Annotated in this window: 20 protein-coding genes; 1 reads left to right on the top strand and 19 read right to left on the bottom strand. The window is 48.1% G+C overall.

What is annotated here, in order from left to right; all coding sequences use genetic code 11:
* Window positions 1-150: 150 nt before the first annotated feature.
* Window positions 151-702 (top strand): PadR family transcriptional regulator, encoded by a 552-nt coding sequence (locus ACNFN4_RS14120; RefSeq protein ID WP_014304649.1) that lies wholly within the window; start codon window positions 151-153, stop codon window positions 700-702.
* 37 nt (window positions 703-739) lie between these two features.
* Here ACNFN4_RS14120 and cyoE read toward each other — a convergent pair whose 3' ends face one another.
* The 19 genes from cyoE to ACNFN4_RS14025 form a co-directional block, all read right to left on the bottom strand.
* Entirely contained in the window at window positions 740-1,687 is a 948-nt protein-coding gene (cyoE, locus tag ACNFN4_RS14115; protein WP_128496514.1) for a heme o synthase, read from the bottom strand.
* Window positions 1,688-2,050: 363 nt separating this feature from the next.
* Window positions 2,051-2,908, bottom strand: a complete 858-nt coding sequence (locus ACNFN4_RS14110) for a VOC family protein (protein ID WP_103527057.1) — start codon at window positions 2,906-2,908, stop codon at window positions 2,051-2,053.
* A 16-nt stretch (window positions 2,909-2,924) separates the two neighbouring features.
* The gene (locus tag ACNFN4_RS14105) at window positions 2,925-3,329 is read right to left on the bottom strand and encodes a DoxX family protein (RefSeq protein ID WP_012117101.1); all 405 of its coding nucleotides are present in this window, start codon (window positions 3,327-3,329) and stop codon (window positions 2,925-2,927) included.
* A 167-nt stretch (window positions 3,330-3,496) separates the two neighbouring features.
* The gene (locus ACNFN4_RS14100) at window positions 3,497-5,314 is read right to left on the bottom strand and encodes an ABC transporter ATP-binding protein (protein WP_448200262.1); all 1,818 of its coding nucleotides are present in this window, start codon (window positions 5,312-5,314) and stop codon (window positions 3,497-3,499) included.
* Window positions 5,295-7,028, bottom strand: coding sequence for an ABC transporter ATP-binding protein (locus tag ACNFN4_RS14095; RefSeq protein WP_191389578.1), 1,734 nt, complete (start codon window positions 7,026-7,028; stop codon window positions 5,295-5,297). Before ACNFN4_RS14095 ends, ACNFN4_RS14100 begins: the two co-directional genes overlap by 20 nt.
* Before the next feature lie 137 nt (window positions 7,029-7,165).
* Window positions 7,166-8,752, bottom strand: coding sequence for an alpha-glucoside-specific PTS transporter subunit IIBC (locus ACNFN4_RS14090; RefSeq protein WP_014417220.1), 1,587 nt, complete (start codon window positions 8,750-8,752; stop codon window positions 7,166-7,168).
* A 16-nt stretch (window positions 8,753-8,768) separates the two neighbouring features.
* Complete coding sequence (locus ACNFN4_RS14085; RefSeq protein ID WP_014417219.1) at window positions 8,769-9,530, bottom strand: MurR/RpiR family transcriptional regulator; 762 nt, start codon at window positions 9,528-9,530, stop codon at window positions 8,769-8,771.
* A 68-nt stretch (window positions 9,531-9,598) separates the two neighbouring features.
* A complete protein-coding gene (gene glvA, locus ACNFN4_RS14080) occupies window positions 9,599-10,948 on the bottom strand; it encodes a maltose-6'-phosphate glucosidase (protein ID WP_448200261.1) in 1,350 nt (449 codons plus the stop codon).
* 170 nt (window positions 10,949-11,118) lie between these two features.
* Window positions 11,119-11,301: an H-type small acid-soluble spore protein gene (locus tag ACNFN4_RS14075; RefSeq protein ID WP_003155535.1), complete on the bottom strand. Its 183-nt coding sequence runs from the start codon at window positions 11,299-11,301 to the stop codon at window positions 11,119-11,121.
* A 65-nt stretch (window positions 11,302-11,366) separates the two neighbouring features.
* Window positions 11,367-13,175 (bottom strand): sigma-54-dependent Fis family transcriptional regulator, encoded by a 1,809-nt coding sequence (locus ACNFN4_RS14070; RefSeq protein ID WP_448200260.1) that lies wholly within the window; start codon window positions 13,173-13,175, stop codon window positions 11,367-11,369.
* 106 nt (window positions 13,176-13,281) lie between these two features.
* Window positions 13,282-14,661 (bottom strand): dihydrolipoyl dehydrogenase, encoded by a 1,380-nt coding sequence (lpdA, locus tag ACNFN4_RS14065; protein ID WP_109566790.1) that lies wholly within the window; start codon window positions 14,659-14,661, stop codon window positions 13,282-13,284.
* 14 nt (window positions 14,662-14,675) lie between these two features.
* Complete coding sequence (locus tag ACNFN4_RS14060) at window positions 14,676-15,869, bottom strand: dihydrolipoamide acetyltransferase family protein (RefSeq protein WP_191389576.1); 1,194 nt, start codon at window positions 15,867-15,869, stop codon at window positions 14,676-14,678.
* A 14-nt stretch (window positions 15,870-15,883) separates the two neighbouring features.
* Window positions 15,884-16,912: an acetoin:2,6-dichlorophenolindophenol oxidoreductase subunit beta gene (gene acoB / locus ACNFN4_RS14055; RefSeq protein ID WP_007408525.1), complete on the bottom strand. Its 1,029-nt coding sequence runs from the start codon at window positions 16,910-16,912 to the stop codon at window positions 15,884-15,886.
* A 1-nt stretch (window position 16,913) separates the two neighbouring features.
* Window positions 16,914-17,915 carry an acetoin:2,6-dichlorophenolindophenol oxidoreductase subunit alpha gene (gene acoA, locus ACNFN4_RS14050; RefSeq protein WP_022552766.1) on the bottom strand — a complete coding sequence of 334 codons (1,002 nt, stop codon included), beginning with the start codon at window positions 17,913-17,915 and terminating at the stop codon, window positions 16,914-16,916.
* Between the two features lie 276 nt (window positions 17,916-18,191).
* Window positions 18,192-18,671: a DUF6884 domain-containing protein gene (locus tag ACNFN4_RS14045; protein WP_017419128.1), complete on the bottom strand. Its 480-nt coding sequence runs from the start codon at window positions 18,669-18,671 to the stop codon at window positions 18,192-18,194.
* Window positions 18,672-18,827: 156 nt separating this feature from the next.
* Window positions 18,828-19,811 (bottom strand): tRNA dihydrouridine synthase, encoded by a 984-nt coding sequence (locus tag ACNFN4_RS14040; protein WP_007408522.1) that lies wholly within the window; start codon window positions 19,809-19,811, stop codon window positions 18,828-18,830.
* An 843-nt stretch (window positions 19,812-20,654) separates the two neighbouring features.
* A complete protein-coding gene (locus ACNFN4_RS14035) occupies window positions 20,655-20,936 on the bottom strand; it encodes a YfzA family protein (RefSeq protein WP_089072480.1) in 282 nt (93 codons plus the stop codon).
* A gap of 643 nt (window positions 20,937-21,579) precedes the next feature.
* Window positions 21,580-22,980, bottom strand: coding sequence for a 23S rRNA (uracil(1939)-C(5))-methyltransferase RlmD (gene rlmD / locus ACNFN4_RS14030; RefSeq protein WP_029974025.1), 1,401 nt, complete (start codon window positions 22,978-22,980; stop codon window positions 21,580-21,582).
* A gap of 134 nt (window positions 22,981-23,114) precedes the next feature.
* A complete protein-coding gene (locus tag ACNFN4_RS14025; RefSeq protein WP_022552763.1) occupies window positions 23,115-23,978 on the bottom strand; it encodes a DNA-3-methyladenine glycosylase family protein in 864 nt (287 codons plus the stop codon).
* Between the last annotated feature and the right edge of the window lie 21 nt (window positions 23,979-23,999).

The following is a 23,999-nucleotide window of genomic DNA, read 5'->3' as shown; positions in this document are numbered from 1 at the left end:
ATGTCATATGAATGAGGCAAAGACATGAGAAAGGCTTTTTCCGGTACTGCTGCCGTTTCGATAACCCCTTTCACAAGCATCCGGCACTTCTGCGTTTTTGAGCGGCGGTATGGTATACTAGCTGTCAAATGAATGGGCTTGGAGGACAACATGAGAATTTTAAAGTACGCGATTTTAGGGCTTTTGCGAAAAGGCGAATTGAGCGGATATGATATATCGAGCTATTTTAAGGAAGAGCTCGGCCAGTTTTGGAGCGCAAAGCACAGCCAGATTTATCCGGAATTAAAAAAACTGACGGCTGAGGGATTTATTACGTTTCGCACTGCGATTCAAGGAACGAAGCTTGAGAAAAAAATGTACACGCTGACTGACAAGGGAGAGCTGGAGCTTGCTGCCTGGCTGACGAAAAAAGACCCGATTCCGGAAACGGTGAAGGATGAATTTATGCTGAAGGCTTATTTCATCTCAGCTTTGACGCAGGAAGAAGCGGATGAGCTATTCACCGACCAGCTCGTAAAGCGGCAGGAGAAATTGTCCGATCTGGAAAACAGTTATCAAGAACTGATGACATCGTCCGCGGAGGCGGATTCATTTTCTTCTCCTGATTTCGGCCATTATCTCGTGCTGACAAAAGCGCTTGAGCGGGAACGGAATTATATTTCCTGGCTTGAAGATATTTTGGCTCTCATCAAAAAAGCATAAACAAAACGGGGCGGCTCTGTATCTGCAGGCCGCCTGTTTACGTTCTGAGAACCGCATTGATAAACGAATCAGCCATTAAAATAAGAAAAAGCAGACTGAAATACACAATCGAATAAAAAAACATCCCCTTCGACCATTGCGTGTCATCCGCCGCCTGAAAGCCTTTGATGCTCCGGTACAGCCACATGGCTCCGAGCAGGAGAGCGGACGCGGTATAAAACGGGCTGACGTCTATATAAAGAGGAACGAGCAGCGAAACCGCAGTCAGAACGGCGATATAGCGCAACATTTTTATTTTTGTGACGCGATTGCCTTTTATGATCGGCAAAAGCGGAATGCCGGCGGCACGATACTCTTCCTTTCGCCTGATTCCGATCGCCCAGAAATGCGGCGGCTGCCACAAAAACATAATCGCGTATAACAAAATTGCGGGCATATCAATGTACCCGGTCAGCGCGCAATAACCGATTAAAGGCGGAGCCGCCCCCGGAAAGCTGCCGACAAATGTGCTCCAGACGGATTGTCTTTTAAACCAAAGCGTATAAACGACGGCATACAGCAAAAATGCAAGCAGCCCAAGAACGGCGGTCAGTACATTTAGCGAAGCAAGCATGATGAATCCGCATGCGCCGAGACATGTGCCGTACAGGATCATGACCGGCGGCGGTATTCTCCCCGTGACGCTTGCGCGGGTGCGGGTTCGCGCCATCTTTGCGTCCATGCCGCGGTCAAAGAAGTTATTAAAAACAGTGCTTGATGCCATGACTAACGCCGTTCCGATCATAGCAACCGCCATGGCGGCAAATATACCGGGCCCTCCGCCCGTCCTTTCCGGCTGAAGCCATGCGATCCAAAATCCGCCCAATGCGGCGAGTGAATTTGAGATGATAATCCCCGGTTTGGCAAGAATGATAAAGTCCTTGACCGTCATCCGGTTTCCGTTATGCTTCATAGACTGTTCCGTCTGTGCTGCATTTGAGTTCATTTGTTCAGGTTCTCCTTTTTCGGCTTATCATATCAGGAAGAATCAGGAAGTACAATTGTTTTGGACATTTTTCACACAATTGTAAATTGTGTACGAAAAGCCGCATCTTGTGACCGGATGCGGCTTTTGCCTTTTTCTATTCAAAGTCTGCCCATACGGCTCCCCGATCTGCTGAACGGACACAGTTTTCAATCCAGCGGATGCCCTGAGCTCGGGCCGGCGATGGCGGCCTCTACGCGTCATTTTTGCGCCTCACTGAGATGTTCGCTCTCTTAAGTCACAGATGTTCTTCTTTACCGAGCCTTTTCAAGAAAACTTCAGAAAAATAAAAACCCTTGCCGGTTAGACGGCAAGGGTTGTTTCTTACAGTGTAAATGCGATATCCGCCCCTGATACAGGGTCTTTGACGAATACGCCCTCTTCTTTTTCTCCGATCTCAAAGCCGGCATCGGTCAGCGCTTTTGTCACACGTGACAGCTCTTTTTGATGCGGCAGCGCGATGGTGTAATAATCCAGCCCGCTTGCATTTCCCGGTTTCGGCGGCGCATGTTTTCCGGCCCATATATTCAGACCGATGTGATGGTGATACCCTCCCGCCGAAACAAACAGAGCGGACATGCCCGCGTAATTGCCGACAATGTCAAAACCGAGAATATCGGTGTAAAACGCTTTGGCTTCCTGTAAGTCCGTCACATGAAGATGGATGTGGCCGATAACAGTTCCTTCTGGGAGACGGCTTTTCCGTTCAGCTCCGGCTTCTTCCAAAAGCCCGTCCACATCGACGGGCGCCGTTTGCATGACATAATTGCCCTCTGCATCCCGGCGCCACGTGCTGCGGGGACGATCGGCGTATATTTCAATACCGTTGCCGTCCGGATCAGACAGGTAAAGAGCCTCACTGACCGCGTGATCCCCCTGACCGAGCGCGATGCCGTTTTCAATCAGCCTGGCCAATGCGATGCCGAGTTCTTTCCGGTCAGGCAGAAGTATCGCGAAATGGTACAGGCCGGTGACAGACCGCTCCGGCAGAACGACGGCGCTTGGATTTTCTTCAAGCACCAGCAGAACGCGTTTTCCGTCTGCTGACAGTCTTGCTGAACGATCTGTCTGCGAGATGACTTGAAAGCCGATTACATTCCGGTAAAAGTCGAGCGAGCGTTCCATATTTTTAATGGTCAATTTGACATAACCGATTGCCGTATCTTGATGAATGCCGGTCATTTGAACGCCTTCTTTCTTATGCTGAAAAAGTTTCTCCCTTTTTTGATTTGAAAAGGAGCTGATCCAATGAAAGCAGACGGCTTCCTGAAAGCGCTAAGTGAATTGACGCAACCAGTAAGATGAAATCAAATTCCGATCCGCCCATAAATGGTGAGGAAAGCTTCGCCGTGAAAATGGCGCCGACTAATGTGACGGCAAACAGAACGCCGATAATGCGCGTTGCCAAACCGAAAAAGATCAGAACCCCGCCGACAAGCTCAATCGTCGCGATGACATAGACCATAAAGGCCGGAATCCCGATGCTCTGGAAAAATTGCGCAGTTCCTTCCAACCCTTGAAACTTGGATAAACCGTGAACAAAAAAGATAATACCTGTTACAACCCTTAAAAGCAGTGTTCCTGTTTCGAATGATTTATTCATAAAATCCTCCTTGAAAATTATTATCACTTACTTTATGTAAGCTAGTATATATACATAACTTATTTACGTCAAGTAATTTTGTTACATTTAACGAAAATAACTTAAAAGTACTATTTGCCTTCGCGAAAAAAAGACCTCCGCACTCTGTCGGAGGTCTTTTTCCCTATCTATGATTCCCGGAACTGGCTTTCATATAATTCTTGGTAAAACCCGTTCTGGCTGAGAAGTTCGGCATGGGTCCCTTTTTCAGCCATTTCGCCGTCTTTCAGTACAAGAATCTGATCGGCTTTTTGAATCGTGTTCAGCCTGTGAGCGATGATGACGCTTGTTCTGCCCGCCATTAAACGGCCGAGCGCTTCTTGTATTTTCACTTCCGTCACCGTATCAATGTTGCTCGTCGCTTCATCCAAAATGAGCAGCACCGGGTCCGCCAGCACAGCTCTCGCGATGGAAATAAGCTGTTTTTGTCCTTGGCTGATGCCCGCGCCGTTTTGGGTAAGGACGGTATCGTAGCCTTTCGGGAGCCGTTCGATGAATCCGTGGGCATTGGCGGCTTTTGCGGCTGCCTCCACCTCTTGATCAGATGCGTCCAGACGGCCGTAACGGATATTTTCCCTGATGGTGCCCTGAAAGAGAAAGGAATCCTGCAGGACAAACCCCATGTTTTTTCTCAGACTGGATCTCGTCAGTTTTTTGATGTCCGTTCCGTCAATGAGAATTTTTCCGTTATTCGGCTCGTAAAAACGGGCGATCAGGCTCGTAACGGTTGTTTTACCCGCTCCGGTCGGTCCGACGAAGGCGATTGACTGTCCTTTCGGAACGCTGAAGGACAGGTGTTTTAAGATCAGGCTGTCTTCCTGATAGCCGAAGGAGACATCTCGGAATTCAATTTCTCCCGTTTTGATCGGCTGGTACAGCGCATGCTCTTCATCTTCCCGCTCCTCTTTTTCATCCAGCACGTCAAACACCCGTTCAGCCCCGGCGATGGCCGATAACATCGTATTGAACTGATTGGCTAAATCATTTAAAGGGCGCGTGAACTGCCGCGAGTATTCGGCGAATACGACGATGGCACCGATCGAGATCCATCCCTTCAGCGCAAACAGCCCGCCGACCGCCGCTATAATCGTAAAGCTTAAATTGTTTAAAGAGTTCATGACTTTCGGAATGAATCCCGAAATTGTCTGCGCCCAAAACCCCGATGATTGTAACGCCGCGTTTTTTTCTAAAAATTGTTCCATGACGCGGTCTTCCCTCGAATAGGCTTTAATGACCTTCGCCCCTGATATCGACTCTTCAATAAAACCGTTCAGCTCGCCGAGGTTTTTCTGCTGCTGTTTAAACAGCAGTCCCGTCCGGTTGGTGATCCATTTAATGCTCAAAAGCATGATCGGAATAATCAAAAGCGTGATCAATGTTAAAAGCGAACTCATGTACAGCATGACGGCGATTGTGCCGACGAATGTAATGACGCTCGACAGCACTTGAATGACGGATGTATTTAAAGTGGAGCTGACATTTTCGATATCATTGGTGACCCGGCTCATCAAGTCCCCGAGCCGCTGTTTATCAAAAAACGGAATCGGCAGCTCATGCAGATGGGTAAACAGCTCGCTCCGCATTTTAAACACGGTGCTTTGCGAGATATTGATCATCCAATAGTTTTGAAACCATAAGGACAATGATTGCACGAGGTAAATCACAAACAGTATGAACAGCACCCCCGCCAATCCGTCTGTCGTCTGTCCGACGATAAAATGATCAATCGCTTTCCCGATGACGAACGGTCCGAGCAGGCCGAATATGGCGCTTATGACTACCATGATGATCACAAGGGTTAAAAGCCCTTTTTTCTCGGCTACATAAGACCAGATTCTGCGCAGCGTGCCTTTTGTATCTTTTGCTTTCGCGCGTTTTCTGCCGCCTTCATTTGATTTGAGCGGTATTTTCGGATATCGGAAAGGTTTACGAATGTCTTTTTGCATTGTCAGCTCCCTCCTTTCCGAATTGTGATTCATAAATCTGCCGGTACAGATGAGACTGTGCCATCAGCTCTTTGTGCGTGCCTTTGGCCAGCAGTTCGCCGTCTTCAAGCAATAAGATGGTGTCAGCCTTCATCGCAGTCGTTATTTTCTGCGTAATAATCAGTGTCGTGCATTCATAGGATCTGATCGCTTGTAAAAGCTTCGCTTCCGTCTGAAGATCGAGCGCGCTCGTACTGTCATCTAACAGCAGGAGGGACGGCTTTCTGATAAAAGCGCGCGCGATGGAAATCCGCTGCTTCTGCCCGCCTGACAAATTGACGCCCCGCTGTCCCAGCACCGTGTCGTATCCGTTTGACAGCTTCATAATCGTTTCATGGATTTGCGCGTCTTTGGCCGCTTCCATTACTTCATCTAGTGAAGCATCCTCCCGCCCCCAGGCGATATTTTCACGGATGGTGCCCGAAAACAGAAGCACTTCCTGCGGAACATAGCCGATTTCCCTGCGCAGGCCGCAAGCGGAGAATTCACCGATCGGTTTGCCGTCTATGAAAATACTGCCCGAATCAGCCGTGTACAGACGCGGAATCAGCTGAAAAAGCGTTGATTTTCCTGAGCCTGTCGCGCCCATAATGGCAACCGTTTCTTTCGGGCTGGCAGAAAAGGACACTTGATGCAGCGCGTCTTTTTCCATGCCCGGATAGCGGAAGGACACTTCGCGAAACTCAATCCCGCCTGCAAGCGCCCGTGCCGGGTCCTGCCCCGTTCCCTCGCCGCCTTCTGTTTCCAGCACCTCGCCGATTCTTTCCCCGGAAGCCTTCGCCCGGGAAAATACCATGATGAGAAAAGGAAGGACGGACAGCGCGCCTGTAATCCGCGTCGCATAGTTAATGACGGAAACGACATCGCCGACCTGCGCTCCGCCCTGAGCAATGCTTTTGGCGCCGAACCATAAGATAAACAAAATACAAATGTTCATCAGCAGCATTAAAATCGGCATCGCCGCTTCCACGAGACGAAAAGCGGAGACCGTTTTTTCCATCAGCTTCGTATTCGATTTCAAAAAACGTTTCACTTCGTGGTTTGCACGGAGGAGCGCTTTAATCAGTTTGATCGCCGTCAGGTTTTCCTGCATGATCGTGTTGACCTGATCAAGCCGCTTTTGCACAGACCGAAACAGCGCGCCGCCTCTTTTCAGCACCCACAGCAAAAACAAAAGCAAAATCGGCACCGTGATCAGCAGAAAAAACCCGAGTTTCGCATTGACGGTCAGCGAGAGAATAATGCCGCCCGCGATCATTAACGGCGCACGAAGCATAAACCGGAGACTCATGAAAAGCATATTTTGGACCTGTGTCACATCGTTTGTCAGCCGGGTGATAAACGATGTGGATGAGAATTGCGCAAACGTCGAATAAGAGAAGGATTGAATTTTTTGAAAAATCCCTTTTCGCGTATCATACGCATAGCTCTGGCTGATGTGGGCGGAGTAGAATGAATTTAAAATGCCCGATGCGAATGAAACAGCGGTCAGTCCGATCATCACGCCGCCCCACAGCCAAACCGTACCGAGATCCTGCTTTAAAATTCCTTCGTCAATGATTTTCCCGATCAGCAGGGGCTGTATCAGCTCTACCGCAAGCTCGATGAGCATGAAAAACAGAGCGATTCCCGCCAAAAGAGAATACGGTTTTACATATGATAAAGCCTTTGACATGTGTAAGCCTCCAAATCCTTTGTTCAATATTATTATTTTATGCCTTTCCGGCAAATGAATAAAGAAATTTGGTGTGCCGTTTTTTCAATAATCTGCGAAAAAGATAAAACCTTCCCGGGGAGGGGAAGGTTTTGACCTTATTGATCCAATTGCTGTTCAATACGCTCCCGCATTTGCGGAACGCCTAATCCGACAATGACCTGAAGCGCCCTGCCTTTTCTGACGACGCCGTGGGCTCCCAGCTCTCTGAAATCGGCGTCACTTTTGACCTTTGATTCATCAGCGACAGTGACGCGGAGACGGGTGGCGCAGTTGGTGACCTCCGTAATATTGTCCTTTCCGCCCAGCGCTTCAATATACAAAGCGGCTGTATCCCGCTGTGTTTCGTCTGCCGCCGCTGTTTCTTTTGAAGCCTGCTTCCGTTCTCTGTACTCCTTTTTCGAATAGAGCTTTGTTTCCTGCCCTTCCTCTTTTTCTCTGCCCGGTGTGGCGATGTTGAATTTGAGAATGAGGAAACGGAAGACGAAAAAGTAAATAGCGGTAAAACACAACCCGATGATGATCTGGTATACATACGTCAAGCCGTGGCTTGACGCCAGCGGGATCCAGTTCAAGGTCGCAGCTTCGATCAAACCGCCTCCCATATTTCCGACGACGCCGGCCATATACATGACGGTTGCCATGGAAGCGGCAAGCAAAGCATGAACCGCAAATAAAAACGGCGAGATAAAAAGGAATGTAAATTCAATCGGCTCTGTAATTCCCGCGACAATGGACGTCAAGGTGACCGGGATCAATAGGCCGGCGACGATTTTTTTCTTTTCCTTTGAAGCCGTGACGTAAAAAGCGAGCGCGATTCCCGGAATGCCGAAGATTTTCGAGTTGCCGTGAAGCGCGAAGCCCCCCTGCGGGAACAATTCTTTCAGCGGTTTGACGCTTTGAGAGTATTCCCCGAGATGCTGCGCCCAATAGGTGACGATACCGCCTTCAGCCACAGCCGGACCGTAAACAAACGGCGAGTAAATAAAATGATGCAGACCGGTCGGGATTAAAATCCGCTCCAGGAACGTGTAAATCCACACGCCGATCGCCCCGGAAGAAACGAGAAAACTTTGCAGCGATCCGATTCCGGACTGAACCATCGGCCATACGTATGCCACCGCAAGTGAAATCGGTATCATAATGAAGAAAGAAATGATAACGATGTATGAAGATCCTTGAAAAATCCCCAGAAAATCCGGCAGTTTTTTATCAAAATAACGATTGTGCAAATACACGACAATAGATGAAATAAAGATGGCGCCGATAATATTCGTATCAAGCGTTTTGATGCCGGCGATCATCGTCAGCCCGCTCGTTCCGCCGGCTTCCTGAGTCATATCGACATGAAAAGCCCCGCCCCAAACCGTCAGAATCGCATTGATAAAGTAATTGAATGTCAGATAAACTGTAAGCGCTTCCAAACAGGCTCGTGCCTGCGCTTTTTTCGCTAAAGCGACAGGTATGCCGATCGCAAACAGGAGCGGCATTTGATTAAAGACGGTCCAGCCGCCCTGTTCAATGACGTACCAGCATTGATACCAAAGCCCGTCAGGATCAGCCAGCGGCCCCATCAGCGTTTTATTTTTAAACAGCGTACTCAGACCGACAATAATACCGGAAAATGCAAATAATAAAACAGGCACAAACATCGCGCTGCCGAAGCGCTGGACTTTTTGCATCATTTCACGTGACCTCCCGCTATTTATCAAAATTTTCGAGCTCTTTATAATCAACATATGCACGGAATAACGCTTCGCCCACCAGAAAAAACGGGGCAAATGCGACGATTTCCGTTTTATCGCTTAACGTCACCGGCTTGCTGGTCGCATAAAGATTATACGGCGTCGTTTGCGCCAGTACGTTGTTTTTCAGATTGGTGATTGAAATAAACGGAACTCCCTTTGCGGACAGGGTCCTTACCTGCGGAATTAATTCGGGTGTTTCACCTGATAAAGAAATAATGATGAATACGTCATCAACCTTAAAATCATCACACATGATATCAAACTCTATAATGTCCTGAATTAAAATCAGATACTTCCGCCGGGATACAAACATCCGCTGCAGCTCACGGGCGCACACCCTCTGAGCCGTGCCCGATCCGTAAACGAAAATCCGTTTTGCTTCATCTATCAGCCGGCACATCTCCGTCATATCTTTTGACTTCACGTATTTTACATTGGCTTCAATATCATCCAGCAGCTTTTCAAACGTCATATTCTCGCCCTCTTCAGGCTGATCCTCCCATTTCAGAAAAACCCGGAATTCACTGTAGCCGCTGAAGCCCAGTTTTTGGGCGAGCCGCAGGATGGAAGACCGAGAGACATTGCAGGCTTTCGCCATGTCATTGATACCGAGATGGTAGCACGTATGTTTATGATTCAATATATATTTTAAAATATAAAAATCGTTGTCATTTAATTTCGCGTAATGCTGGTTAACCAGTTCTTCAAGACTCATCCCAAAAATCCCCCCGTTTTCTTTCTATTATATAGAATAACAGATAAAGAAAACGGGGACGATTGTCATCAAGAAATATGAGATGGACTTACATCAAGTTCAGGCCAGTAGTCCTTATTAGCCTCCATCAGATCTTCAAGAATCAGTTTTGCCACACGGGCGTTCGGCACTGTTTTTGACAGGATCAGCGCCTGCCACAGCTTTTGAAATGACCGCTCTTCCCACGCTTCAGCCGTCAGTTTTTCGACAGACACCTGCTGTTCCATCAGGCCTTTTTGAAATTGCGGTATGTTCCCGATTGAGAGCGGTTCAGGTCCGTTTGAACCTACGAGACAAGGAATCTCAACCATGGCTGACGGATCAAAGTTTGCGATCGCGCCGTTATTTTCAACGATTAACAGCATTCTCTCCCCTGTGTTGTAAGCGATGGCCCGGGCAAGGTCGACGATATAGGAAGCATGATCATCAATTTTAATTTCACTGTTCTCCGATGATTGTTCGCGCGTAATCATATCGCATTGGCTGAAAATGAAAGCTTCGCGCCCTTCCATGACTTCGTTGGCTCTCGTATGGTTCGGGTTTGATTTTTTCACCATATCATCCGGGAATAAGTAATATTGCAGATATGTGTTCGGAAGCGTATCCGGGTCAGCCGCCTGAACGTCGCACGCTTTTTTGAATGTGTCATTCCAGCTTGCTTCAGTCTGTTCGGCCTCCGTCTTCGGAACGTAGCCGTATTCACGGACATGCTCTTTCAGCTTCGGCATTAAATCATTGCCATGCCGGTCTGTGATGGACGTCCACCAGCCAAAGTGGTTCAAGCCGTAGTAACGGACGTTCATTTCTTTCCGTGAAGATAATCCGAGGATGTTCGCCATGCGATCCTCAATTCCGACCGGCATGTCGCAGATGTTCAATATTTTTGAATTCGGTCTGAGGCGCCGTGTAGCTTCAGCCACAATCGCCGCCGGATTGGAGTAATTCAGCATCCATGCGTCAGGCGAGTACGTTTCCATATAATCAAGAATCTCCAGAACACCGCCGATAGAGCGCATGCCGTATGCGATTCCGCCCGGCCCGCATGTTTCCTGGCCGACCACGCCGTACTTCAGCGGGATTTGTTCATCGAGCGCGCGCATCGCATATTTTCCGACGCGGATATGCGCCATGACGAAGTCAACATCCGTAAAAGCCGTCTCTGGGTCATCAGTCGCCAAAAATTCAATGTCCGGCGCTTTTTCTTTTATGAATACCTCACACGCACCCGCAATCCGCTCCTGCCTTTCTTTATCATTGTCATAAAGTTTCAGCTTTCTGATCGGAAACTCTTCCAGGTGATTCAAAAGCATTAATACAATTCCGGGGGTAAATGTGCTGCCGCCGCCTGCAATAACGATTGAGAATGATTTGTCTGTCATGTGAAGCCCTCCTCTGATAACGTTTACATTTTATTTATATCATGAGAAGGTCCGATCTGTACCGGGTTTGGAGGAGTTAGATCATTTAATCATTTTTAGTTATTTTTCTCAAAAAGCGGGAAAGTTCCCACAGGTACGAAAGAGGCCTGCTGTCATCAGCAGACCCATTCTCAAAAATGCTCTTGTAAATCAGAAAGCAGCACTTCCTGCTCAAATTGTGGATTTCCGATCGGAAAAATTCTGGCTGTTTCCTTGTCTTCGTTGACATGCTGAATATAAATCGGGACTCCTTCATATGTCACATACGCCATGGCGGCGGATTCCGAAATGTCTTTCGCACGCTGTGTATTCACGTTTCAAACCTCCTTTAGGCCTTACACATAACGTGTCCGGCAGCCAAGAGAAGTATGCTTGTTTCTTACAATTGTCCGGCGGTGAGTTTGAATTTTTTGAGGCGTTTGTAAAACGTGCTCCGCGGGATTCCGGCCATTTTGGCGGCCAGCGTGACATTCCCCTTCGCTGATTCAAGCGCGTTTACGATGATGTTTTTCTGAATGTGCTCCCGGATGGAGACGGGGGACGCTTCTTCCTGTTCATAAGACTCGGCCGCCTCTTTAAGACCTGACGCTTCAAGCAGGGCTGCGATGGGGCGCCCTGACAGCCGTCCGTCCGGGAACATGACGGAAAGACGTTCAAATACATTAAACAATTCCCTGATATTCCCCGGCCATTTCCGGCTCTTTAATAGGTCTAAAAAGTCATCAGGAAGCTCCCCCCGCCAGCCGCGATTTCGCTGAAATTCAAGGAAGAGTCCGGGAATGTCTTCGGTGCGTTCTCTTAATGGAGGGAGATGGATCGGACAGACGTGAAGCCGGTAAAATAAATCTTCTCTCAGCTTTTTGCATTCGACAAGCTGTCTCAGATCAGTGTGGGTGGCAGTGATGATTCTGATGTCGACGGGAATCTCTTTTGTCCCGCCGACCGGGGTGACTTTCCGTTCCTGCAGCACCCGTAACAGAGCGACCTGCATGGAGTGTGATATTTCTCCGATTTCATCGAGGAAAAGCGTGCCTTTATCGGCTTTTTGCAAAGCGCCGTTATGTCCTTTCCGTTTGGCCCCGGTGAAGGCGCCTTCCGAGTAGCCGAACAGTTCGCTTTCAATCAGCTTTTCGGGGACCGCTCCGCAATTGACGGCGATAAACGGACCGTTTTTCCTGGAGCTGTTGTTGTGAATCGCCCGGGCGGCAACCTCCTTTCCCGTCCCGGTTTCTCCCGTAAGACAGACGGTTGCGTCCGTTCGGGCGACAAGCTCCAGCTGCTGGAGCATATGTCGGGATGACGGGCTTTTGCCTGCCGCACCATGGAATATAAAAGAAGGCTTTTCTTCTCGTTTGGACAAGTAAATGCACGTGCAGCCGTTCTCCTCCCGCTTCGCCTGCTTGATGTGAAAGCCCTGTTCCTCAAGCTCGCGCAGCGTATGTCCGGTAAAATGCTGAACGGGACGGCTTGCGGCGATAACCCGGCTCATTTCATTGCAAAGCACGATCGGATCGTGAGACCGGGTAAGCCCGGCGAATTTGCTGATCATGTCAAGTTCTGTCATTTTGATCTTTAGGGCAAGCTCCCGTTCCGCCGTATAAGCGATGGAGGAGGCAATTCCGAGCATAAAAGGCTGAGCGCGGGCGGCGGGGCAGGAAATATCAATGACACCCGCCAGCCGTCCGTCTTCATAACGGATCGGCGCGGCGGAACAGCTCCATTGATGAGAAGCGAGCGAATAATGTTCAGAGCCGTGTATCATGACCGGCTCATTTGTATAAAGAGCCGTCCCGATCGCATTCGTGCCGACGGCTGTTTCCGTCCAGCGGGCGCCTTTTAAGAAATTGATGCGGTTCGCTTCATGAATGGTGCGCGGGTGGCCGTCAACTGAATGGACAACGCCGTCTGAATCAATCAGGAGAACCATCATTTCCATTTCCCGCATTGCCGTTTTCATTCTTTCTGCATACGGCGTTGAGGCCGCTAAAAATAACGCATGCTTTTCGGCCTGCCTTTCTATATGATCTGCCGGCATTACATTCGGCCCCTTTTCGAGATAAGGATTGACGTCGGCTTTTTTGCAGCGGTGCCATGAGGCGGCCACCCGCTTCTGAATACGGGATTCATCAAGCACGCCTTCTTTCACAAAGCGCTTCCAGGTTTTAAAATCATTCCGAATGACATTCATTGTATTCGCTCCCCCCTGTTCAGACCATCTTTTCATATATTGTAGGGGAAAAATAAAGCGCTTTCAACGAAAAATACCCCTTCTCATCTGAGAAAGGGTATTCCGGTTATACAGAATGCACCGCAAGTCCGGTGACATTCAGCAGGGCTTCCTGAAGCGTTTCTGACAGAGTCGGATGCGCCGCGATAAAGTGCTCCGACATATCCGCCGTCATTTCACCGTTCATCATCATGACCGCCTGACCGATCAATTCCGTCACGTCCGGCCCGATCATTGACACGCCGACGATTTCTCCGAATTCCGGTTCGGCAATGATTTTCATTTTGCCGCCATGCTGATGTTTAATTAACGCTTTTCCGTTAGCAGAAAATGAACATTCTCCGATTTTCACATCTCCGTATGTTTCTCTCGCCTGTGTTTCCGTCAGCCCGACAGCGGCCATTTCCGGCGATGTATAAATACAGCGGGGCACCGCCCGCATATCGACTTTGCTGTCCTTTCCCGTGGCATGCGCGGCGGCTGTGATTCCTTCATGAATGGCGGCATGCGCGAGCTGCATTCCTCCGGCCGCATCGCCGCATGCGTATATATGAGGCACATTGGTCTGCATATGGTCATTGACTTCAATACCGCGCGGAGAATACCGGATGCCGGCCTGCTCCAGATTCAGCTCTTGCAAACGCGGTTTTCTCCCGATTGCAACCAAAACGTGATCAGCCTGCGCCTCAAATTCTTTGCCGTCTTTTGTCCACACGGCAGTTTTCCTTTCTTTATCAATCCGTTGAAGGGCGGCTTTTGTCTGAATATCAGCCCCGCTGTCTCTTAAAGAGTCTTCGAAAACGGCGGCGATTTCCCCGTCTTCTGCCGGGAGCAGCCGGTCAGCCGATTCAATCACCGTCACTTTCGTTTTAAACCGGCTGAATAAAGAGGCAAATTCACAGCCGATCACACCTCCCCCGACAATAAGCAGAGAAGAAGGGATTTTCTGTAAAGAAAGCGCATCTTTGCTGTCGATCACCCAATCGCCGTCAAATGGGGCAAACGGCAGCTCCGCCGGTTCAGATCCGGATGCAATCAATATCCGATCCGCTTCCAGAATGTCTTTTGCGCCTCCTTCTCCTTCAACAAGCAATGTCTGCTCTGTGAGAAATGAAGCTGTCCCGCTGATGACTTTAATCTGATTTGCTTTCATTAAGTATTGAATTCCCTGCACGAGCCGGCTGACGATTTGCCGTTTGCGCCCCTGCATGCGGGCCCAATTGAGTGTAATGTTTTGCGGCAGTTCGATGCCGAATGTATTTGCATGCCTGATTTTATCGAGCACATTCGCGCTTTCCAAAAGCGACTTTGTCGGGATGCATCCCTCATTGAGACAAGTGCCTCCAAGCGGCCCTTTGTCGATCAGAACGACTTCTTCTCCCCTCCGCGCGGCAGTCACGGCAGCTGCATATCCGGCAGGCCCGCCGCCGATAATGGCTAGTGTCAATCTCTTCACCCTCTCTATAAAATCAATCCGGCCGGCTCTTCAAGCAGCGCTTTGACCGTTTTCAGGAAGTCCGCAGCCGGTGCGCCGTCACATACTCTGTGATCAAAGGTAAGGCTCAGCGGCAGCATGGTGCTTTTGACAAGCTCATCTCCTTTAAACGCCGGCGTTTCATAGCTTGCGCCCACTCCGAGAATACCGGCTTCAGGCGGATTAAGAATCGGGGTGAAATGCTCAATTCCGTAACCCCCGAGATTTGTAATAGAAAATGTCGATCCGCGCAGGTCATCTCCGGAAGCATTGCCTTCCCGCGCCCGTTGTGCCGATGTGCTGATGTGATCCGCAAGCTCAAGGAATGAAAGCTTTTCCGCATCCCGGATCACCGGCACGACGAGACCGTTTTCAAGAGAAACCGCCATCCCGAGGTGGACATATGGATAGGTGATGATCCGCTCCTCTTGATAAGAGCTGTTCAGCTCAGGATGCTGTTTCAGCGCAAGCACCGCGGCCCGGGATACGAAATGTGTGACCGTCAGTTTAACACCGCTCCGCTTTTTCGCGCTGTCGGCGAGCTGCCGCTGCCATTTTACAAGCTCCGTAATGTCCGCTTTCATCGTCAGCGTCAGCTGGGCGCTGTTTTGCAGGCTTTTGTGCATTCGGTCTGCAATCACTTTTCTCATCGCTGAAGCCGGTTTTCCCTCCGGCTGTGCCGTCTGAACCGAAGACTGCGGTTCAGATTCCGTCTTCATGGCCTTGATGACGTCAGCTTTTACGATTCTGCCTCCGGGCCCCGTCCCGTTCAGCGTATCAACTTTCAACCCGGCTTTCTCCGCCATTTTTCGGGCAACGGGAGATATTTTCACGCGGTGTTTACGCTTTTGCCCGGCTTTAGGAGCGGGCATATGTTCAGGTTCAGATTGCGGTTTCCCTGCATTTTCAGGAGCCGGCGCCTCCTTCTCCCGCACTTCTTCGCCGTTTTCCCCGATATAACAGATGGGCGTTCCCGGCGGGACTCCTTCTCCCTCTTTGACTTTAATATGAAGAAGCGTGCCGCTTTCAGGCGCTTCTATTTCCATTTCTATTTTTTCCGAGTTGATGCTGGCGATGCTTTCTCCCTTTTCAACCGGGTCGCCGACTTTTTTATTCCAGACGGATACTTCACCTTTCTTCATCGCCATTCCCAGCTTCGGCATTACTACTTTTACAGCCATTCTATATCCCTCCTTTAATTCATTGCCGGCTCGCCAAGCAATTCAAGCGTGACGCTGACAATTTGGTCTGGTGTCGGCAAATATTGATCTTCAAGCACCGGCGAAAACGGCACCGGTGTATGCGGCGCTGTAATCCGCTTAATCGGCGCATCAAGCAAATCAAAGCCCTTATCGGCGACAATCGCAGCAATATCCGTGGCGATGCTGCAGCGCGGATTGGCTTCGTCTATGATGATCAGCCGGTTTGTTTTTTCTAACGATGTGAAAATCGCTTCCTCATCTAAAGGAGACAGACTCCGGGGATCAAGCACCTCGGCGTCGATGCCTTTCTCAGAAAGCTGCGCAGCCGCTTCAAGCGCGGTATTGACCTGCTTGCCGACCGCAAACAGCGTGATGTCGCTGCCTTCGCGTTTGATATCCGCTTTTCCGAGCGGGATTGTATAATAATCTTCCGGCACCTCGCCCTTCATGTTGTAGGACGTTTTATCTTCAAAAAAGAATACCGGATCATTGTCTTCTATTGCCGAAAGCAGCAAACCTTTGGCGTCATATGGATTGGACGGCACAACCGTCTTCAGACCCGGGATGCTGGTGAACAGGCCATACAGCGCCTGCGAATGCTGAGCGGCTGCCCGGAACCCGGCTCCGTATGTGGTGCGGACGGTGATCGGCACTTGCGCTTTACCGCCGAACATATAGCGGAATTTCGCCCCTTGGTTGATCACCTGATCAAAGCACGTGCCGATAAAATCGTTAAACATCAGTTCCGCAATCGGTCTCAGCCCCGTGGATGCCGCAGCCATGGCCGCACCCATGTAGCCCGCCTCAGAAATCGGTGTATCCAGCACTCGGCTGCGCCCGAATTCCTGTACGAGCCCCTTTGTGACCCCCAGTACACCGCCCCATGCTTCATCATCTTGCAAATGATCGACCGCCGCTCCCCCGGCGACATCTTCACCGATTACAAGCACATTGTCGTCTTTTCTCATCGCAAGCTTCATTGCTTCATTGATCGCGTCCGACATGCTTATGACTCTCGCCATCTCACATTCCCCCTTTTTCATATGACACGTAGACGTCTGTCAACAGCTCAGACTCTTTCGGATATGGACTCTTTTCGCTGAACGAGACGGCTTTTTCAATCGATTCGCTGACACGCCGTTCGATGTCTGACAGTTTATTTGCATCTGTTTCTTTTAGAAGATAGTTTTTAAATCCTTTGATGGCATCCTTTTCTTCAAGATGCTCAGTCTTTTCATCCTTTGTTTTATAAGTTTGGGCATCCCCTTCGAAATGGCCGTAGTTTCTGTAAGTCATACATTCAATCAAAGACGGGCCTCCGCCGTTTCTTGCTCTTTCTATCGCTTCCCCGGCTGCCTGATAAACCGCTAAAATATCTTTTCCGTCCACCGTGACCCCCGGCGTGTTGTAGGCAGCCGCCCGATCGGCGATTGAATCACAGGCTGACGCGTACTCAAATGTCGTGGCTTCGCCGTAACCGTTGTTTTCAGCGATGAACACGACAGGAAGGTTCCATACTGCCGCTAAGTTCAGCCCTTCATGGAAAGTCCCTTGGTTATTGGCTCCGTCCCCAAAAAAGCAAACGCTTACATTTTTAGTTTGTTTATATTTAGCCGTGAGCGCTGATCCGCATGCGAGCGTGAATCCGCCCCCGACGATTCCATTTGCGCCTAACATGCCTTTATCAAGATCCGCAATGTGCATAGAACCGCCTTTGCCTTTACACAGTCCGGTCGCTTTTCCGAATATTTCCGCCATCATGCCGTCCAGATCACAGCCTTTGGCGATACAATGGCCATGTCCCCTGTGCGTGCTTGTAATGCTGTCGCCATCATCTAAATGAGCGCACACCCCCGCAGCTACCGCTTCTTCACCGGCATACAAATGGACGAATCCGGGAAGCACTCCTTGTGCGAAAAGTTCATGCACTTTGTCTTCAAAGCCCCTGATTTCCAGCATCTTTTGGTACATCCACAGCGCTTTCTCCTCAGTTAATGACAAGCCTTCTCGTTTTAACAATTCCATTTTGTGCGCCTCCTTCTATTTAGGGTTCACACTTATAAATGCAAGAAGCATGCCAGCCTTTGAAGCCCGTAAAATGAATGTTTTTATTTTTACAATGGAGACAGTTTGAGACAGGTGTCTCATTTTGTCTCGATCTGTTCCCTTTGTCTCGTTTTATGGCATACAAAAAAGACCGGGCATCACCCTGTCTTTGACAATGATCGACGTATTTATTTCCTCGGAAATCTTTTAACTGCTTCATTCTTCTGCATACAGTCTATCGTGGCGTTTGAGTGGTTACACTCTTTTTTTCATATCCACGTGCTGCAGTTCATGCTTTTCTTCAACAGCCCGATTCAGCGCTTGAAGCATGTAGCCAATGCCTTTATACGATGACAAAGGCCAGGTGATATGCTGATGCTCTCCGATGACGGCGTTTAGGACGCTTCGGTATTTTTTCCCGCCAAGCATGACAAGCTCCTCGATGTCGGAGAAGCCTTTTTCATGAAATTGACGGCGCAGCTCGTCCGCTGCCATGATCTCCGGATGACCGGTTCCAAAAGTGACATCGTAATTTCCGGGAACAATATCATCCGGACGAAGGAATCCGTGCTTCGCCGACAAAATCACCCACTCATCGAAAAATGCTTTCGCATATCGCTCGCACGCCTGATGAAACGGGCTGAGATAAGCGTCTTCCGCCCTTACCGGACCTGTATCTGAATGGACATCCCAAATTTTTTTCTTGCCGCAGGGGATGATGCACAGTCGTTTCATTTTTCTCTCCCCCTTTATGATGTATCTCCTATCAATGTACCATTATTCGTTTATTTCTGCATGACGAAACTGGCCATGGATCTGTCTGGGTAAAAACTGCACACAAAAAGACCCGGAATTCAAATCGAAATCCGGGCCGGATGAAGGTTGTTTATGTCACTCTTGCTCCATCCCATCAAGATACTTTCTCTCAAAGTCATCGAGCAATGCACGCACTTCATCTGTTGACTTTGTATTCATGCATTGATTTCTTAATTCACTTGCTCCCCGGAATCCGCGGAGATATATCTTGAAAAAGCGGGGGAGCGGTTTATATGCTCGGGCTTCTGCTTTTGAATATTCATCATGAAGATCCAGATGCAATCTCAAAAGATCAAGCAATTCCTTACTGCTATGCTCTCTCGGCTCCTTTTCAAAGGCGAATGGATTAGTAAAAATGCCTCGTCCAATCATAATCCCGTCAACACCGTATTGTTCAGCGAGTTTCAAGCCGGTTTCACGGTCAGGAATATCCCCATTGATCGTCAAAAGGGTATCCGGCGCTATCTCATCACGAAGTTTCTTGATTTCCGGGATGAGCTCCCAATGCGCATCTACTTTACTCATTTCCGCTCTTGTACGCAGATGAATGGAAAGATTCGCAATGTCTTGTTTCAGTATGTGTGTCAGCCAGCCGCGCCATTCGTCTATGTCCGTGTAGCCAAGTCTGGTCTTCACACTGACCGGCAGACCTCCTGCTTTCGCCGCCTGTATTAATTCGGCTGCAACTTCAGGACGGCAAATCAGGCCGCTTCCCTTTCCATTCCCCGCCACATTAGGTACAGGACAGCCCATATTGATATCCAGGCCCTTAAACCCTAATTCCGCCATCCCAATACTCATTTGGCGAAAGTTTTCAGGCTTATCTCCCCATATGTGGGCAACCATCGGCTGTTCATCCTCCGTGAAAGTCAAACGGCCGCGCACACTATCCTTCCCATCCGGGTGACAATAGCTTTCTGAGTTTGTAAACTCTGTGAAAAACACATCAGGTCTGCCTGCTTCACTCACAACATGGCGAAAAACGACATCCGTCACATCTTCCATTGGTGCCAGTACAAAAAATGGCCGCGGTAATTCACGCCAGAAATTATCTGTCATAACAAATCCAAATCCTTTCATGATGGGATACAGCCAAACCTTTATCCCAAAATTAAAAACTGACCATGCTTCTTTTACACTTATAGCATGTGTCAGCACTTCTTATCAAACGATAGTAAATTTTGAACATTTCACTTTTTACTCGTTAAAAAGTGAAAAGCAAACTGAAGTAGAATAGATATGATAGAACACCTTACAACTCCTTAACCATATAATCGGTTCGAAAGAGAAAAAAGTGTGATGATTATCTACACCTATTTTTTTTATATTGTGGTTTATTAGTAGTAGCGCTGACCTTCATCTTTCTTAGGGCCTTACTTTTGCTCTTTTTGGACAAAAAGGATTCCAACCTAAATAGAATATCATATGAGTTCTCCCTATTACCAATGCAAAATATTTGTCCTGTTATCGAAGATAAAATATTTAACGCTGCACCATATCCGTATCTCAATATCATTTACGGAAAACGAATTTCAAGAAATAATATGATTAAGCAAAATGAGTTGGGGATGGTATGGAGTAAGGGGATGGGAAGAGAAAATAAACTCGAACTTAAAAGAATTCAAACTTCAATCTGGACCATTTGAGATTTGCTCATGGTTTAGAAATAACCAACGCAACAAGTGGCTTCTGGCTCTATACAGTATATGTACTAAGGGTCGATTGGCTTTCAAACCCCTTATGTTAATATCTTTATACAATCACCTATATATGTTTGTATAAGATTACGATTCGGTAATCCTGATCCAGAACCAATAAAATAGACTGCTGACTAAGTGTCGCAGTCCTCACTCATAAGATTAATAAGAAAGTGTTCATTTTCTTTCATCATTAAATAAGGCATCAGAAGTTATTGCTTTCATTTCGAATATCCTTTGTTATACCTGTGATTATTTGTATAACAGTGAAAACCCCCAAGAAAACAGTGACAATATTAAACCATGGATTATCATAGAATGAAAGATATGTTTGAAAGAAATTCAGTTCAGCTATGTTTGCCGGGAATCCATTCATTTCTCTATAATTAGGACCCCATCCCGTTAATTCTGCAAAATTAAAATAAAGCTGTGAAACTAAAAATGCCAAAACCGTGAGAAACCAACTTTTTTTATATACTTTACCCATTTCATTATCCATTTCCTTTTCTGCAATACTTTTTAGCCAAGTGTCAATCTAACATCATTATATGATGAAGCATGATTGTCGCGATAATTACTTATTAAGGATATAACCATCGCAGGTATTACTGTAATAGTTGTTATCACTTACGATTCCGCCTCGGCGCTATTATTTAATTGTTGTAATGCTAATACGTTATACATTAAAGTAAGCCACCTTTGCCTTTTGCAGCTTCTACATCAGAACCTTCAAACAGTTGTTGAAGTTCCAATACATCTCTTATTCGATTCCACCTCCTTTTTATCATTTATTACAACTATTGCTAATAGTATTCTTTAAGAAAGGAGTTTACAAAATATTAACGGGAATTACAAGTATTCACGGAACTTGAACGACTTGTTATTGCTGCTGGTTCACAACAAGATCTTCATATTTTGTCTGTAATGCCGTTTCCAAACGGAAAAAAGAAAGTGTTAATAGAAAGCAGCCTGCTGGCTGTTTTTCACTTGCTTTTCCATACGTTTTTTCAACTCTTTTTATCAGTTAAATAAAGACAAAAAACAGGTAGGACAAGGGCAAAACATGAAAAAACCCGGAAATCGGAATTGTTTATTTACCGAAATCCAGGTCTGATTACGAATTGTTTATTTTAGTTAGACGATTTTAATACAAGCTTCGCCACGGCTTCTACATGAGCCGTCTGCGGAAACATATCAACAGGCTGAATATATTCGACGCGATAGTCCTTCGACAGCGTCTGCAAGTCTTTCGCCAGTGTGGAAGGATTGCAGGATACGTAGACGAAGCGTTTCGGTTTTACTTTTTTGATGGTATCTAAAAATGTTCTGTCACAGCCCGTTCTCGGCGGGTCGACGATGACCACGTCAGGGCGGAAGCCTTCTTTCGTCCATTTCGGGAGCCAGTGTTCGGCTGTTCCTGTGACATATGCCGCGTTTTTGATGCCGTGTTTTTTGGCGTTTTTCTTCGCATCGTCAATTGATTCTTTAATGACGTCCATGCCGCGGATCTCTTTTGCGCCGCTTGAAACCCACATGCCGATCGTACCGACGCCGCAATACGCGTCTACGACTTTTTCTTTTCCTGTCAGCTGAGCCGCTTGTTTCACTTCGTCATACAGCTTAACCGTCTGCTCAGGGTTGAGCTGGAAGAAGGCGCGGGCGCTCAGTTCAAATGACACGTCACCGAGCACTTCTTGAATGGCATGGCTTCCGGCCAGCGCTTTTGTTTTGTCACCGAAAATGACGGATGTGCGCGCGCCATTGATGTTTTGAATAATCGATTTCACTTCCGGCAGACGGTTCTGAATGGCTTTGACGATCTCGTCTTTATTCGGCAGTGTCTCTTTCGCGGTGACAAGCACGACCTGCACTTCGCCTGTTTCAAAACCGACTCTCGTCACGATGGTGCGGACATCGCCTTTTTTGGTCCGTTCGTTATAAACGGACACGTTGTGTTTTTCCAAAATACGGCGGACGATACCCGTTGTTTTGTTTGTTGCCGGATGCTGGACAATGCATTCCTTAATCGGGACGATTTTATGGGAATCAAGTCCGTATAAGCCGGCAATGATGCTGCCGCTTTGCGAGCGTCCGACTTGGAACTGGCTTTTGTTCCGGTAATTCCAAGGGTTGTCCATTCCGATCGTATCTTTAATGTTCATTTCTTCGACATTGAATCTCGTATGACGTTCCAGAGACTGAATGACGATGTCGCGTTTTTCGCGAAGCTGCTGGGTGTATGCCAGATGCTGAAGCTGACAGCCGCCGCACTGGTCGTAGACCGGGCATGGCGGCGTGACACGGTGTTCAGACGGCTTGCGGATTTTTTTGACGCGTGCTTCTGAAAATTTCGGCTGCACATTTGTCGCTTCGGCAACGACTTCTTCACCGGGCAGAGCGCCGGGAACGAAGACAACTTTTTTCTTAAAATAGCCGACGCCCTCTCCGTTAATGCCGAGACGTTTGATGGTCAGCGGAAATGTCTGTCCGATTTTCAATTCGGCAGGCGCCTTTTTTTGATGTTGATTCACGTTTTTTTCTCTCCGTTTCTATATAAAGCCTTTCTCATGGGAAAGCGGCTGATTTGAAATATCACATCTGTTCAGTATAACATGCAGCCGGCGGTTCCTTCATGTTTTTCACTGGAAGTTTCCAAAAATCCTCATCATTCAATGCTTCTCCACAAGTACAAGGACGCATAGCTTAAATACGGCGCCCATTCGCTGCTTACCTGAAGCATCAAGTCTTTTGACGGTTTATCCTCTAGGGCGAAGCGGCGTTTGACGGCGTTTTGCAGGCCGATGTCCGCCAAAGGAAACAGATTCGGGCGGCCGAGACCGAACATGAGGACGTTTTGGACGGTCCACGGGCCGATGCCTCTGATGGCGATCAGCTTTTTCATAATGTCTTCATCCGATAAATGGGTAAGTTCCGCCAGATTGAGCGCTCCTTCTGCAATCATCCGTGAAATGTCAATCGCATATTCCGCTTTTCTCATGCTGAACTGGAGCTCCCGCAAGTCCTGATACTCAAGCGCCGCGATCGTTTTCGGCTCGGGGTAGCACCAGACGCCGTCTTTTTGTTCACCGAAGGCATGGACGAACCGTTCCGTTAAGGTAAATGCGAAAGACAGGTTGAGCTGCTGGTGGATGATGCATTTCATGAGACAGTTGTAGACGTCATACTCCAAGACGAGCGGGGTTCCCGCATGTTCCTCAAAAAGCGCCGACAGATTTGTTTTTGAGAAATGATCAAGCACAGGCTGAAGCGGCTGTTCCCACTGAAAAATGTGTTTGATCCGTTCAATCATCTCCTCGCGGTCCGTTTCTCCGCTGACGAGGAAGACCGGGTCTGCGGCGGTGCCTTCCCCTTGAACCGTGATGACAGACAGTTTGCCGTCCCGTGTTCTGAGCGGCACTTTGATTGATCTTGCATGAAGATCGACCGCATTCAGCGGATCGAGCGACAGCCTTTCAAGTACTTTATCAAAATGATACGGCGGCGTGACCGAAACCGTTTCCTTCCACATATGCTCCACCCCTTTTTGTCC

The sequence above is a fragment of the Bacillus sp. N1(2025) genome (genome assembly GCF_053470005.1).
Note: the sequence above shows the minus strand (reverse complement) of the source record. Positions and strands in the feature narration are given on the sequence as shown.